Source organism: Paenibacillus sp. cl141a, from assembly GCF_900109305.1.
In the GTDB taxonomy this organism is placed as follows: Bacteria; Bacillota; Bacilli; order Paenibacillales; family Paenibacillaceae; genus Paenibacillus_AQ; species Paenibacillus_AQ lautus_A.
In genome coordinates this window covers 18,382-33,251 of sequence record NZ_FNZO01000009.1, presented here as the reverse complement: position 1 = coordinate 33,251, position 14,870 = coordinate 18,382, and the positions used below count along the sequence as shown (strand labels likewise).

14 protein-coding genes are annotated in these 14,870 nt (G+C 52.0%); all 14 read left to right on the top strand.

Going from position 1 to position 14,870, the window contains the following annotated elements; all coding sequences use genetic code 11:
• Positions 1-14: 14 nt before the first annotated feature.
• The 14 genes from BMX45_RS21935 (at position 15) to BMX45_RS21870 (ending at position 14,837) form a co-directional block, all read left to right on the top strand.
• Positions 15-2,315: an HD family phosphohydrolase gene (locus tag BMX45_RS21935; RefSeq protein ID WP_036666063.1), complete on the top strand. Its 2,301-nt coding sequence runs from the start codon at positions 15-17 to the stop codon at positions 2,313-2,315.
• Between the two features lie 2 nt (positions 2,316-2,317).
• Entirely contained in the window at positions 2,318-2,815 is a 498-nt protein-coding gene (ybeY, locus tag BMX45_RS21930) for an rRNA maturation RNase YbeY (RefSeq protein WP_009590805.1), read from the top strand.
• Positions 2,815-3,198 (top strand): diacylglycerol kinase family protein, encoded by a 384-nt coding sequence (locus tag BMX45_RS21925; protein ID WP_090911834.1) that lies wholly within the window; start codon positions 2,815-2,817, stop codon positions 3,196-3,198. Before ybeY ends, BMX45_RS21925 begins: the two co-directional genes overlap by 1 nt.
• 21 nt (positions 3,199-3,219) lie before the next feature.
• Positions 3,220-3,627, top strand: a complete 408-nt coding sequence (cdd, locus tag BMX45_RS21920; protein ID WP_090911832.1) for a cytidine deaminase — start codon at positions 3,220-3,222, stop codon at positions 3,625-3,627.
• A gap of 73 nt (positions 3,628-3,700) precedes the next feature.
• Positions 3,701-4,603, top strand: coding sequence for a GTPase Era (gene era / locus BMX45_RS21915; protein ID WP_015734202.1), 903 nt, complete (start codon positions 3,701-3,703; stop codon positions 4,601-4,603).
• 138 nt (positions 4,604-4,741) lie between these two features.
• Positions 4,742-4,882 (top strand): YqzL family protein, encoded by a 141-nt coding sequence (locus BMX45_RS21910; protein ID WP_090911830.1) that lies wholly within the window; start codon positions 4,742-4,744, stop codon positions 4,880-4,882.
• Between the two features lie 36 nt (positions 4,883-4,918).
• A complete protein-coding gene (gene recO, locus BMX45_RS21905; RefSeq protein ID WP_009590819.1) occupies positions 4,919-5,674 on the top strand; it encodes a DNA repair protein RecO in 756 nt (251 codons plus the stop codon).
• 369 nt (positions 5,675-6,043) lie between these two features.
• Positions 6,044-6,931, top strand: a complete 888-nt coding sequence (glyQ, locus tag BMX45_RS21900; protein ID WP_090911828.1) for a glycine--tRNA ligase subunit alpha — start codon at positions 6,044-6,046, stop codon at positions 6,929-6,931.
• The gene (gene glyS / locus BMX45_RS21895) at positions 6,924-8,999 is read left to right on the top strand and encodes a glycine--tRNA ligase subunit beta (RefSeq protein ID WP_090911826.1); all 2,076 of its coding nucleotides are present in this window, start codon (positions 6,924-6,926) and stop codon (positions 8,997-8,999) included. Before glyQ ends, glyS begins: the two co-directional genes overlap by 8 nt.
• A 213-nt stretch (positions 9,000-9,212) precedes the next feature.
• Positions 9,213-9,692, top strand: coding sequence for a YaiI/YqxD family protein (locus BMX45_RS21890; RefSeq protein ID WP_090911824.1), 480 nt, complete (start codon positions 9,213-9,215; stop codon positions 9,690-9,692).
• Positions 9,693-9,733: 41 nt separating this feature from the next.
• Complete coding sequence (gene dnaG / locus BMX45_RS21885) at positions 9,734-11,551, top strand: DNA primase (protein WP_015734206.1); 1,818 nt, start codon at positions 9,734-9,736, stop codon at positions 11,549-11,551.
• A 42-nt stretch (positions 11,552-11,593) separates the two neighbouring features.
• Positions 11,594-12,724: an RNA polymerase sigma factor RpoD gene (gene rpoD, locus BMX45_RS21880; protein ID WP_036666181.1), complete on the top strand. Its 1,131-nt coding sequence runs from the start codon at positions 11,594-11,596 to the stop codon at positions 12,722-12,724.
• A 263-nt stretch (positions 12,725-12,987) separates the two neighbouring features.
• Positions 12,988-13,746: a tRNA (adenine(22)-N(1))-methyltransferase gene (locus BMX45_RS21875; protein ID WP_090911822.1), complete on the top strand. Its 759-nt coding sequence runs from the start codon at positions 12,988-12,990 to the stop codon at positions 13,744-13,746.
• Entirely contained in the window at positions 13,722-14,837 is a 1,116-nt protein-coding gene (locus BMX45_RS21870) for a Nif3-like dinuclear metal center hexameric protein (protein ID WP_090911820.1), read from the top strand. Before BMX45_RS21875 ends, BMX45_RS21870 begins: the two co-directional genes overlap by 25 nt.
• The last annotated feature ends 33 nt before the right edge of the window (positions 14,838-14,870 follow it).

Sequence of the window (14,870 nt, the reverse complement as noted above, 5' to 3'; positions counted from 1 at the left end):
AGGGGATTGTCGCAATGGCCTCCAAAGAACCATCGACGGACAAGTCCATGTGGAGTAAAAACAGCGGATGGAAATATAGCGTGGCAACACGCTATATTCTGTTTCTGCTGCTTGCTTTGCTCTTTTATATCAGTCTAGCATCCAAGCTTTTGCCGGAACGCTATGACATCCAGGTCAATACGAAAAGCGAAAAGAACATCGTGGCGCCCGTTCAAATCGAGGACAGCAAGGCGACGCTGAAGGCACAGGAGGCGGCGGCGGAGAACGTCCAGCCGATCTACCCTCTCGTCCCCCTGCGGAACGACGTTCTGGTTACGCAGATCCTTGACCGCATTGAACGTTTGAACCAGGACGTGGATATCAGCTCGGCTGAAAAGGTGGAAATTTATCGCAAAGAAATTCCGCGGATGGCCAGAGAATTCGTGCAAAATTTCGTGTCGGCCAACAGCACGAATGAAGCCTACTCCAAAGAGCTGCTTCAGGAAATGCAGCGGGTCATCGAAGAACAGACCTATCGGATTCCCGAGGAAACGTTCATTAAGATACCGCGGTTGAATTCGGAAGATATTATCCAGATGAAGCCCGTAGCCCGCGAGATCGTCTCCAGGCTGATGCTGAACGAGATCGTGGATGCCGACACGGCCCGCACCCGCGTGGCGGAACGAGTGAACACCAGCTCGTTGAATGATCGGACGGCCAGGGAAGTCGTTCAGGAACTGGCGAGTTTAACGATTACGGCCAACAAGTTCTATGACGAGGTCGCCACGAAGAATGCGAAGGTCGAAGCTCGCGAGAATACCCCGCCCGTCTTTATTAAACAAGGGGACATCCTTGTGGCAAAGGGTCAGCTCATCACGCCGGAGCTGTACGAGCTGCTCGGCAAGAACGGGCTGCTGAAGGACGACATCAACTATTGGCCGGAGCTTGGCGTTTTGCTCCTGTCCGTTTTGTTGTCCCTCGGCATACTGATGTTCATCCGGCAGTCGGAGCCGGGCAAATTCAAATACAACAATTCGCAGCTGCTGATGCTGGTCCTGGTGTACGTCATCACGCTGATCACCATGCATTTGACCGCATTTCTGCAGAGCGATTCCCAGATGTACGTGGGGTATTTGGCGCCTGTCGCGATCGGCGCGATTCTGGTTACCCTGCTGCTGGAGACCTCGCTTGCCTATTTCAGCGTCATTATCTTCAGCATCATGGCAAGCGTCATATTGAACGTTCAAGGGGAACTGTTCGACTTCAAGTTCGGGTTATTCGCGGCCGTGACTTCCTGCGTGGCGATCTTCTCGATCCACCGCGCAAGCCAGCGGTCGACGATGCTGAAGGGCGGCATCATGGCTTCTCTCTTCGGCGCCTTGATCGTCTTCATTATGCTGCTGCTCAATAACGACACGTGGACTACGACGGAAACGCTGTATTCGATCGGCTTTGCCATCGCGGGCGGACTGTTAACGGCGATCCTGGTTATCGGGCTCATGCCGTTCTTTGAAGTCACCTTCGGCATTCTCTCGGCGCTGAAGCTGGTTGAATTGTCGAATCCGAACCATCCGCTGCTCCGTAAACTGCTGACAGAGACGCCGGGCACATATCATCACAGCGTCATGGTCGGCAACTTGTCCGAGGCAGCTGCGGAAGCGATTGGCGCCAACGGACTGTTGTGCCGCGTCGGTTCATATTATCACGATATCGGAAAAACCAAGCGCCCGATCTATTTCATCGAGAATCAGAACAATATGGAGAATCCGCATGATTCCATAGAACCGAAGCTGAGCAAATCCATTATCGTAGCGCATGCCAGAGATGGCGTGGAGATGCTCAAGGAGTACAAGCTGCCCAAGCCGATCAGGGATATTGCGGAGCAGCATCATGGCACCACGTTTTTACACTATTTCTATCATAAGGCGGTTCGCCAGGCGGAAGAGCAGGGCGTGGAGCCGGATTTCACGGAGGATGATTTCCGCTATCCGGGGCCGAAGGCCCAATCCAAGGAGTCTGCGATTGTCGGCATCGCCGACAGCGTGGAAGCGGCCGTCCGATCATTGCGTAAACCAACGGTCGAACAGGTCGAATCGATGATCGAGAAGATTATCAAGGGGCGTCTGGATGACCATCAGTTTAATGATTGCGATTTAACGATGAAGGAACTGGACATCATCGCCAAGACGTTAAAGGAGACGGTGATGGGGATCTTCCATTCCCGGATCGAATATCCGGAGGATGTGAAGCGTCCCAAACTGTCCGCGCCGAACGGCGAAGCCTCGACCGCATCGGAGACGTCCGCAACGAGTGAGGAACAGAGAAGGAGCGTATAAGAATGAGCCTGCAGCTGGCATGGAATAATGAACAAGAGGATTTTCAGATTAGCGAGGAATTGATCGCCCTCCTTGAAGCGATTCTGCAGAAGGCCGGAGAGGCGGAAGGCGTAACCGATGGCGAGGTTGATCTGACCTTTGTCGATGATGAAGGGATCCATGAATTGAACCGGGAGTACCGGGGAATCGATCGTCCGACCGACGTGCTCTCCTTTGCAATGAATGAAATAACGAACGATGAGCTCGAGATCATTTATGAGCTGGAAGAGGGAGAAGAGCTGGAGAGCGTGCCGGATGTACTGGGCGATATCATTATTTCGGTCCCTCGGGCGAAGCTGCAAAGCGAAGAATACGGTCACTCCCTGGAGCGTGAGCTGGGTTTTCTGTTTGTTCACGGATTTCTTCACTTGCTCGGATATGACCATCAGGATGAGGCGAGCGAAGCCGAAATGATGGGCAAACAGGAAGCCGTACTAGCCGAAGTAGGATTGACAAGATAGTGAAGCCGCACAGACAATCGTTATACAGGGCTTTTAGATGCGCTATACGAGGCATCTTGACGGCTGTACAAACAGAACGCAATATGAAAATCCACATTGCTGCTGCCTTGATCGTGTTCATCGCAGCAGCTTTGCTGCAATTGGATCGAATCCGCTGGTTATTTTTACTATTGGCGGTTGCTGCTGTATTCATCGCGGAGCTGGTCAATACTGCGGTGGAGGCCATCATCGATTTGATCTCGCCAGGCGAACATGAGTTAGCCCGGGTGGCTAAGGATACGGCAGCCGGTGCAGCATTCGTTGCAGCGGCGTTTGCCGTCGTGATCGGCATTCTGGTCTTCTATGAGCCGGTATGGGAATGGATACAGTCATTAACAAGTTGAACGATATAGGAGGGACTAGATATGGATGCAGGTTTGTTGATGCAAGAAGCGATTAAGGCGCGCACGCGGGCGTACATACCTTATTCGAAATTCGGCGTGGGAGCGGCCCTGCTGGATTCGCGCGGACAGGTGCATTTGGGCTGCAACGTGGAGAATGCCGCCTACGGACCGACCAACTGCGCTGAGCGCACGGCATTGTTCCGGGCGATTGCCGACGGTCATGAAGCGGGGAGTTTCCAAGCGATTGCCATCGTTGCGGATACGGACGGCCCGTGCACGCCGTGCGGCGTATGCCGGCAAGTGCTGGTTGAGCTGTGCAAGCCCGAGATGAAGGTCATTATGGGCAACATGAAGGGCGACATCAAGGAGACGACCGTCAGCGAATTGTTGCCGGGGGCGTTCGGTCCATGGGATTTAAACAAGCAGTAAGACTCCAAATCATATTGTATGAAATCATGTATTACACCAACACGTAGATACGGAACCGTAACGGAGGCATGGTATGCAAAAGAAACAATTTAAATCCGGTTTTGTGGCAATTATCGGCAGGCCGAACGTAGGCAAATCGACGTTGATGAACCAAGTGATCGGCCAGAAAATCGCCATCATGTCGGACAAGCCGCAAACGACTAGAAACAAAATCCATGGCGTTTATACGACCCCGGATTCCCAAGTGGTCTTTCTGGATACGCCGGGCATCCATAAGCGTCAGTCCAAGCTCGGAGATTATATGAACCAGACCGCTTTGAGCACATTGGGTGAGGTTGAAGCGGCTTTGTTCCTGGTTGACGCGTCCGAGGGCATCGGCGGGGGAGACCGGTATATCGCCGAGCAGCTGCAGAAGATCAAGACGCCGATCATCCTGGTCATGAACAAAATCGATAAGATTGAGCCGCCCGCTCTGCTGCCTTTGATCGAGCAGTATCGGAAGCTGCATGATTTTGCAGAGATCGTCCCGATTTCCGCGAAGCTCGGCAGCAATGTGAACACGCTGCTCGAGCAGATCCAGAAGTATTTGCCGCCAGGCCCGCAGTACTATCCTGAGGACCAAGTGACGGATCATCCGGAGCAATTCGTATGCGCCGAGCTGATTCGCGAGAAAATTTTGCACATGACCAGGGAGGAAGTGCCTCATTCCATCGCAGTCACCATCGAGGACATGCGGGTCGAAGAGAACGGAACCGTCTATATTTCCGCCGTTATTTTCGTAGAACGCGATTCCCAGAAGGGCATCATTATCGGCAAGCAGGGCGCACTGCTTAAAGAAGTGGGCAGACAGGCCCGCCAGGATATTCAAAGGCTTCTGGGGTCCAAGATTTTCTTGGAGCTCTGGGTTAAAGTAAAAAAAGATTGGCGCAATCAAGAACGCGTTCTTCGTGATCTCGGATTTCACCGCGGAGAATAATGAAGCCGGTGCAGATTCGAGGAAAATCATACGCGGCAGCCGCCTGCCAACAATTGCATTTCATAAATCTGCTCTAGAGGCACATCCTAATTTTCGTAGATGATGCAGACGTCATTTCCGAAGAGAGGATGAATACGAATGCGAGATTTTTCGTGGAAGTATTTTGCGATGACTGGAGATGTCGATGCGTATTTGCTGTATAAGGAAGCCGAGGGTGAGTCGGTCCTTGCAGCTGCATCCGTTGAAGATGAGGCGGCCCCGCATGAAGAAGACGAGTAATCATTGGTTGTTCCAGGAATGGTTGGGGGAAAGCGCATGCTATATCGGGCGGAAGGGATTGTCATCCGCAGCATGGACTACGGTGAAGGGAACAAAATCATTACACTTTGCACCAAAGAATCGGGCAAGGTAGGCGTGCTGGTCAGAGGAGCAAAGAAGGTGAAAAGCCGTCATGCTGCTCTGACGCAGCTGTTTACTTATGGAGAATATGTGTTCTTCCGGAATGGTACCGGGCTTGGCAACTTGAACGCCGGCGAGATTATGGAATCTCATCACGGGCTCAGGGAGGACCTTGTAAAAGCCGCCTATGCTTCTTATGCCTGCGAGCTCTTGGATCGGGTGCTGCAGGATGAGGAGACGGGCGCTTTTTGGTTTCATCAGCTCAAGGCCTGCCTGGAAGCCCTTCAGGAGGATAAGGACCCCCAAATTATCATCAATCTGTATGAGATGAAAATTTTGCAGGCGGCAGGGTACGGGCCGGAGCTGGATGTTTGCATTTCATGCAATCAATCCAGGAAAGACGAAGATATGCTGGTGAGCCCCCGCCTTGGCGGCGTGCTGTGCCGCTACTGCAAACATCTGGATCCGCCGGCGATGGCCATCTCGCCCAGAACGCTGAAGCTGCTGCGCTTGTTTGGACGCCTGGACCTGAGGCGGCTGGGCAATGTAGACGTAAAGGACGAAACGAAGGCCGAGCTCAAAAAAGTCATGCGAGCGTTGATGGATATGCAGTTGGGGCTGCGTTTGAAATCGCAAAACTTTTTGGACCAAATGGACAAGTACAACATTTGACGTAAAGTATGGAATAAGGTATTATATTTATCAGTTTATTAGTTTTTTGAATACTGACATGCATTGAACGGGAAAGTAGTGAATAATCGATCCAATGATAGCGAGCCGGGGGCGGTGGAAGCCTGGCGGGAGATATTCATGAACAGGGCACCCGGGAGCATGGTGTAACGATAAAGTGGGTTTTGCTTACCGCTGGAGATCGTCAGATCGTCGGCAGCGAAAGCAAGGCCAAGTAGGGTGGAACCGCGGGAAGCTACAGCTCTCGTCCCTATGTCTGTACAACAGGCGTAGGACGAGAGCTTTTTGTTGTACAGAGAAATGCAGGCATGATGGATTGGATTCGAAAAAGAAAACAAAGGAGCTAAAATCATGAATTTCCAGCAGATGATTTTGACGCTGCAGCAATTTTGGGCGGAACAGAATTGCATCATCGTGCAGCCGTACGACACGGAAAAAGGCGCGGGTACGATGAACCCGATGACGTATTTGCGTTCGATCGGACCCGAGCCGTGGAACGTGGCTTATGTTGAGCCTTCCCGTCGCCCGGCCGACGGCCGCTATGGGGAGAACCCGAACCGTTTGTATCAGCATCACCAATTCCAGGTCATTCTCAAACCTTCGCCTGACAATATCCAGGAGCTGTATTTGGAGAGCTTGGAGCGTCTTGGCATCAATCCGCTTGATCATGACATCCGTTTTGTCGAGGACAACTGGGAAGCGCCAACGCTCGGTGCATGGGGCTTGGGTTGGGAAGTATGGCTCGATGGCATGGAGATTACGCAGTTTACGTATTTCCAGCAGGTTGGTGGCATTGACGCCAATCCGGTGGCTGTGGAGATTACCTACGGCATGGAGCGCCTAGCATCCTACATCCAGGATAAAGAGAACGTGTTCGATCTGGAGTGGGTAGACGGCATTACCTACGGAGACGTGTTCCATCAGCCGGAATTCGAGCATTCGAAATATACCTTTGAAGTGTCCGACGTGAAGATGCTGTTTACGCTGTTTAACATGTACGAGGAAGAAGCGAATAAAGCGATGAATCAGCATCTGGTGTTCCCTGCTTATGATTATGTTCTGAAATGCTCGCACACGTTCAACCTTCTGGATGCCAGAGGAGCGATCAGCGTAACGGAGAGAACGGGATACATCATGCGTGTGCGCAACCTGGCTCGTCAGGTAGCTGCTACGTATTTGGAGGAGCGCGAGAAGCTGGGCTTCCCGCTGATTAAGAAAGGGGGCGCAGAGCATGTCTAAGGATTTATTGTTTGAAATCGGCCTGGAAGAAGTGCCGGCGAGATTTCTGCGCGCCGCGATGGAGCAGCTTCAGGACAAGTTGGTCAAATGGCTGGATGCTTCCAGAATCGCGCATGGCGAAGTCACGGCATTTGCCACCCCGCGCCGCTTGGCGGTATGGGTTCAGAACGTTGCGGATAAACAAGAGGACGTCAGCGAGGAAGTGAAAGGACCTTCCCGCAAGATCGCTCTCGATGACAGCGGGCAGTGGAGCAAGGCGGCTCTTGGTTTTGCCAAAAGCCAGGGCGTTGATCCCGAGAGCTTTACGTTTAAGGAGCTCGGCGGAGTCGAGTATATTTACGTGACGAAGAATAGCGTCGGCGTGGATACGAAGTCCATCCTGTCCGAAGGACTGCTTGGAATTCTGACTTCGATGACATTTCCGAAAAACATGCGCTGGGGAGCGCACGAATTCAAATTCGTCCGTCCGATTAAGTGGATGGTCGCGATGCTGGGCAGCGAGACGGTAAATCTGGAAATTACGGGCGTGAAGGCCGGTAACGTAACTCGCGGGCATCGTTTCCTTGGCGGAGAAGCCGTAATTCCTGAAGCATCTGCTTACCGCGACGTGCTTCGCGAACAGCATGTTATCGTCGACGTGAATGAGCGCCAGGAGATGATCGTTTCGCAAATCCAGGCGCTGGCCCAGGAGAAGGACTGGAATATCGCGATCAAGGATGACCTGCTAGAAGAGGTATTGTTCCTGGTTGAGACTCCAACCGTGCTGTACGGATCGTTCGACTCCTCATTCCTTCATATTCCGCAGGAAGTATTGATCACTTCCATGCGTGAGCATCAGCGCTATTTCCCGGTGCTGGATAAACAGGGACAATTGCTTCCGTATTTCGTAACGGTTCGCAGCGGGGACAGCCGCTCCCTCGACGTGATTGCCAGAGGAAACGAGAAGGTGCTGCGGGCCCGGTTATCGGATGCGAAATTCTTCTATGAGGAAGACCAGAAGCTTCAGATCAAGGATGCCCTGTCGAAGCTGGAGAGCATCGTTTTCCATGAAGAGCTGGGGACGATCGGCGATAAAGTCCGCAGAATCCGCCGGATTTCGGATCAGTTGTCCGCGAAGCTTAACGTTTCTGCAGACGCAGCGGATTCCGTGAGCCGTGCGGCCGATATTTGCAAATTCGATCTGGTGACGCAGATGGTTTATGAATTCCCTGAATTGCAGGGGGTCATGGGAGAGGATTACGCAAGAAAAGCCGGTGAGAAGGAGCATGTGGCCAAAGCGGTGTTTGAGCATTACCAGCCTCGCTTTGCCGGCGATTCGGTGCCTTCCACGATGGTGGGTTCCATCGTGAGCATCGCGGATAAAATCGACACCATCGTAGGATGCTTCTCCATCGGCATTATTCCGACTGGCTCCCAGGATCCTTACGCACTCCGGCGTCAGGCTGCGGGCATCGTTCAGATCATCCTGGAGCACAAACTTCCGGTGACTTTATCCGACGTGTTCGGCGTGGCGCTCGAGGTTCATGAGAACATTCGCGTATTGAAGCGATCGACGGACGAAATCCGCAAAGACCTTAAGGAGTTTTTCGGGCTTCGCGTGAAAAAGCTGTTGTCCGAGGACCAACGTTATGATGTGGTGGATGCGGTCATTACGGCCGGATTCGATCATGTAGTGTCCGTTGTATCCCGTGGCCATGCGCTAATGAATGCCGTGGAGAGCGTCCAGGATTTCAAAACGACGGTAGAGTCCTTCAACCGAGTCAGCAATTTGGCTGCCAAGGCGGGCAAGGCCGCTGTCAACGCCGAACTGTTCACGGAATCGGAAGAAAACAAGCTTTATGAAGCTTGGAACGCGATTCGCGCAGATTACCACGCCGCGCTGCAGGCAGCGGACGGCGAACGTTCCTTGTCCTTGCTGAGTGGACTAAGGGAGCCGATTACCGGGTTCTTTGATTCGGTGATGGTGATGGCTGAAGACGAAGCGGTTCGGGCCAATCGCCTTGCGCTGCTCTCCGGCATCGACGGTGATCTGAAGCGGTATGCCGATTTCACGAAATTGGTGTGGTAGTAGTGACAGCATGATTTTGCAAATGGTATAATGTATTGTTCAGTGAAAGCGACAGCCCGCGGTTCAGCGCGGGATGGCGCTTTCGCTATGAACGGACGGATTCAAGCAAGGGCAAGGTCATTGTTTATTTGGGCAGCAGGATTTTAATCGGCCAAAGACGTATATAATAATATACAGCATAATAAGGACCCAAGATTAAGATAAGAGCCGGTGATGCGTATGAACGAAAGCAACTCCATTTCGATCGTGGTTGACGGGGATGCATGTCCAGTCAAGAAGGAAATCGCAGAGACTGCTCGTGCATTCCGTGTGCCGGTGCTGCTTGTTTCTTCCTATGATCATCTGCTGCAAGCCGAAGAAGGGGTTACGACGATCCAGGTGGACCGGAGTGATCAGAGTGCGGACCTCTACATTGCCAACCACATATCCAGGGGGGATATCGTGGTGACGCAGGATTATGGACTGGCTGCGCTTGCGCTTGCCAAATCATGCCACGTGATCTCCTTCCGCGGCCGTATTTTCCATAATACGGATATCGATTTCATGCTGGATTCCCGTCACCATCAGGCGAAGGCGAGGAAACAGGGAAGGTATGGCAAAGGGCCCAAGAAACTGCTTGACGAAGACCGGAGGATTTTTCAACATAAACTGACAAAACTTTTGTGTGAATTGCAGGAGAATGTCCACCCGTAGCGAATACTATTTACGTGCCAAAAGAGATGAAGGTGGTTTGGATGAGTACCGGACAAGGCAATATTCCGGATGATGTCATTGAGGAAGTACTGGCCAAAAGCGATATTGTGGATACGGTCAGCAAATACGTGCATCTTACCAAACAGGGGAAATACCTGAAGGGCTTATGCCCGTTTCACTCAGAGAAGACTCCTTCCTTTACGGTTACACCGGAACGCCAAATCTTTTACTGCTATGGCTGCGGTAAGGGCGGAAACGCCATTAAGTTTAGAATGGAAATCGAAGGATTTTCTTTTCCCGAAGCCGTCAAGACAATGGCAGAAGAGAATGATATCTCGTTGCCGGAAGGTCAAGGAGTTCCTGTAATTCCTCGTAATCCGGAAAAAGAACGCTTGATTGAAGCGTATGAGCTTAGCGCCAAGCTGTACCATTTCCTGCTGAAGAATACGGAACATGGTACGGAAGCCATGAAGTATTTAAGAGCCCGCGGAATGAACGACAAGATGATTGATCAGTTTCAGATCGGTTATGCGCCAGATCGTTGGGACACGCTGGTTCAGTTCCTGACCAAACGCTCCTTTGACTTGAAAGAGATGGAAAGAGGCGGTTTATTATCCGCAAGACATGAACAAGAAGGCTATCTCGACCGTTTTCGCGGACGAATCATGTTTCCGATACATGACCGCAGCGGCAAGGTCATCGCGTTTGCTGGCAGAATACTGGGGGACGGTCAACCGAAGTACCTGAATTCCCCGGAGACGCTTCTATTTAATAAGAGCCGCACATTGTACAACCTGCACCAGGCCAAAACATCCATACGCAAATTGCGTCAAATTCTGTTATTCGAAGGATACGGCGATGTCATTTCGTCATGGGAAGCAGGACTGCACAACGGCGTGGCAACGATGGGAACCTCTCTAACGGAAAACCAAGTGGCAATCATGAAATCGGTGGCTGAAGAAGTTGTTGTTGTCTATGATGGCGATAAAGCCGGCATGGCCGCCGCGTCAAAAGTCATTCCAATGCTGGAAGGCGTTGGTCTCAAGGTACGAATCGCTTTGGTGAACGAAGGAATGGACCCGGATGATTATATCCGCAAGTTCGGTCCCGAGCGTTTCAGGCATGTGGTAGAAACAGCCGTTTCAACAACAAAATTTAAACTTATATATCTGAAGAAAAACCATATACTGCTAGAAGAAGATGGTAAAATTGCGTACGCCAAAGAGGCACTGCCCATTATCGCCGTACTGGATTCCTCAACCGAACGGGAGGTTTATTTGAGGGAATTATCCTCCGAGCTTCATCTTTCCTACGAAAGTCTTAAGCAGGATTGCAATCTGCTTCGGCAATCGATGCAAAAAAAGATGGGCGATGGGGATAATAAGGAAAAAAGGTGGAATAATGGTAGGCATAAAAAAGGGCGCCAGCCCGCCCCTGCACTTCTGCCTGCTTACCATGCTGCAGAACGGCGGCTGCTGTCGCTGATGCTGCAGGATGCGGAGGCCGCGCGATACGTTGGCGATCGCCTGGGAGAAGCGTTTAATATTGAAGATCATGCGGCAATCGCTGCTTATCTATATGCTTTTTACGCACAGGGCAAATCTCCGGATATCAGCCGTTTCATGTCATCGCTCCAAGACGATCGTTTGGAAATGACGGTCAGCTCGATCATGATGATGGAAGCACCCGCCGAGTGGAACGTTCAAGTGCTCGATGATTGCATACGCGAGGTGCTGAAATTTCCGCAGCAGAGAGAGATCGACCAGAAAAAAGAAGAAATGATAAAGGCGGAGCGCTCAGGTGATTTTTTGCGAGCCGCGCAAATTGCAAGTGAGATTATCGCCCTAGAAAGACAATGAAGCCCCGCGCATTGCTGTTTCTAGGGAGGAGGGAGTCGAATGATGGCGAATGATCAGCATACTGAACTAGAAACGGAATTTACGCTGGATCAAGTCAAGGATCAGTTGATTGAACAGGGTAAAAAGAGATCCGTATTAAGCTATAAAGATATTATGGAGAAATTGTCGCCATTTGATCAGGACACGGAGCAGATGGAAGAGTTCTATGAGCAGCTGGCCGACCTGGGGATCGATGTGGTAAATGAAAATGACGAAGAGGGCCCTCACCGGCAATCGGGAGATTCCGAATCCCATGATAATGAGGATTTTGGATTTGACGACGATCTTTCACTGCCTCCGGGGATCAAAATTAACGACCCGGTTCGGATGTACCTGAAGGAAATTGGACGGGTTCCGCTGTTGTCCGCGGATGATGAGATTGAGCTTGCCAACCGGATTGAACAGGGAGATGAAGAAGCCAAGCGCCGTCTGGCCGAAGCCAACCTGCGTCTCGTCGTAAGTATTGCGAAGCGGTATGTGGGTCGTGGAATGCTGTTCCTGGATTTGATCCAGGAGGGCAACATGGGTTTGATCAAAGCCGTGGAGAAATTCGATTACAAAAAAGGCTTCAAATTCAGTACGTATGCGACTTGGTGGATTCGCCAAGCGATCACGCGCGCGATCGCGGACCAGGCCCGTACCATCCGTATTCCCGTGCATATGGTAGAGACCATCAACAAGCTGATACGTGTATCCAGACAGCTTCTGCAGGAGCTTGGGCGTGAGCCTTCGCCGGAGGAAATTGCTGCAGAGATGGAACTCAGCGTTGAGAAGGTCCGGGAGATCATGAAGATTGCCCAGGAGCCGGTTTCGCTGGAAACGCCGATCGGTGAAGAGGACGATTCCCATCTTGGGGATTTCATCGAGGATCAGGAAGCACTCGCTCCTGCTGACGCGGCTGCGTACGAGCTTCTGAAGGAACAGCTCGAGGATGTGCTGGATACGCTGACAGAGCGCGAGGAGAATGTCCTTCGCCTTCGTTTCGGACTCGATGACGGCCGCACAAGAACGCTGGAAGAGGTCGGCAAAGTATTCGGCGTTACGCGCGAGCGGATACGGCAGATCGAAGCCAAAGCGCTCCGTAAGCTTCGTCACCCGAGCCGCAGCAAACGGTTAAAGGATTTTCTCGAATAGCCTTAATCCACGGACCTTCTGCAGTAACGCAGCAGGTCCTTTTTTTCGAATGCAAGCAGGGTGAATGAGGTTTCTTGGTTCTGGAATTTCTTCCTTCATTTGTTGTATTGGTCTTTATTTTAGCTCTTTTCCAGACCCATTGCAAATGACCTGGCACCCGATTGGTTTGCCGGATTTGCGGGTTTGCAGTTTGGTATCGTGTCTGTTAGGGTAATGAATAGATCGTGGATTGAACGAAAATATGGAATGTAAGGGTGTCAGCATTGAAATTATCAAGAAGATTAACGAAGATTCTGGAGAAGATTCCTCGCGGCAGCAAACTTGCAGATATCGGTTCGGATCATGCCTTGCTGCCCGTGGCTGCCGTGGAGTGCGGGGCTGCGGTTCAAGCTGTCGCCGGTGAGGTCAACCCAGGCCCCTATGATGCTGCCGTCAAGCAGGTCATTGAATCAGGGATGACCGATGTCATCAGCGTGCGAAAAGGGGACGGATTGAATGTGCTCTCGGCCGGTGAGGCGGACGTGATTACCATTGCCGGCATGGGCGGCAGCCTGATTGCAGCGATTCTGGATCGCGGGATCGAGAAGCTGGCCGGCGTTCGAAGGCTTGTTTTACAGCCGAACGTGGGAGAGGACATTTTGCGCAGATGGCTCCATTCCCATGGCTGGGTGCTGATCGAGGAATGGATCCTGGAAGAAGATGGAAAAATTTACGAGGTGCTGGTCGCCGAGCTTTCGGATACAACGCACCTGACGAATGAACAGGTATACAAGGAAAGGACGATCGGAGACGGTGTCCGGCTTTCTGCGGACTGGCTGTTCCGCATGGGGCCTTGGTTGACGCAATCCCCGAATCCGGTTTTCCACGATAAGTGGACGTCGGAGATGGAGAAGATGGGGTATATACTTCAGTCGTTATCGCGTTCGGATCTGCCTACGGCGGCCGATAAGGCGAGCGAGATTCGATCGGATATCGAGTTTATTCAGGAGGTGCTGGCATGCTTGCCAAAGGACAAACCGTAATTCAATTCATGGAACAACTGGCCCCCAAGCACGTGGCCGAACCCGATGACCGAATCGGGCTCCAGCTTGGAACTTTGCAAAAGGACATCCGTACGGTGCTGATTGCATTGGACGTGAATGATGAAGTGGTGGATGAAGCCATTGAGCTTGGGGCTGACCTGATTATCGCGCATCATGCGATTATCTACCGTCCGCTGAAGCAGCTGCAGACGGATACGCCGATGGGCAAGGTATACGAGAAGCTGATCAAACACGACATCGCGGTCTATGTAAGCCATACCAATCTGGACGTAACCGAGGGCGGCATGAACGATTGGATGGCGGAGGCGCTGGGCATCGAGGATACGTCGCCCATCCATGACATGCATAACGAGCAGCTGTCCAAGCTGGTGGTGTTTGTTCCGAAGAGCCACCATCAAGAGGTGCTGGATGCCGTGCTCGGAGCCGGCGCAGGCTGGATCGGAAATTACAGCCACTGCAGCTTCAATATCGAGGGCTTCGGCACCTTCGTTCCAAGAGAAGGCAGCACCCCTTTTCAAGGCAAGGAAGGAAAGATGGAACGGGCAGACGAGGTCCGGATCGAAACGATTGTTCCCCACACGATTAAGAACAAGGTCATCCAAGCTATGCTCAAAGCGCATCCTTATGAAGAGGTTGCCTACGATCTGTATAACATGGACCTGAAGGGAAGATCCCTCGGTCTTGGACGTGTCGGGAAGCTGAAGGAGCCCCTGACGCTGGCTGAGCTGGTCGACGTGGTAAAAGAGAAGCTGGAGGTCCCTCATGTTCGCGTAGTAGGAGAACTCGACCGTACCCTACGAAAGGCAGCCGTTATCGGCGGCTCCGGAGGGCGCTACATGATGAAGGCGCTGTTCCGGGGAGCAGACGTGCTGGTAACGGGAGATGTGGATTATCATACGGCACAGGACGCGCTGGCCGCTGGACTTACAATTATTGATCCGGGCCACAATGCCGAGAAGATCATGAAAGTCAAAGTTGCTGAGTGGATGGAGCAGAAGCTGCAGGAGCATAAGTACGAAACCCGGGTCGTGGCTTCCCGCATCAATACGGAGCCTTTCCAGTTTGTTTGATTTCGGAATGGGAAAATAATCAGCTGTTGTTAA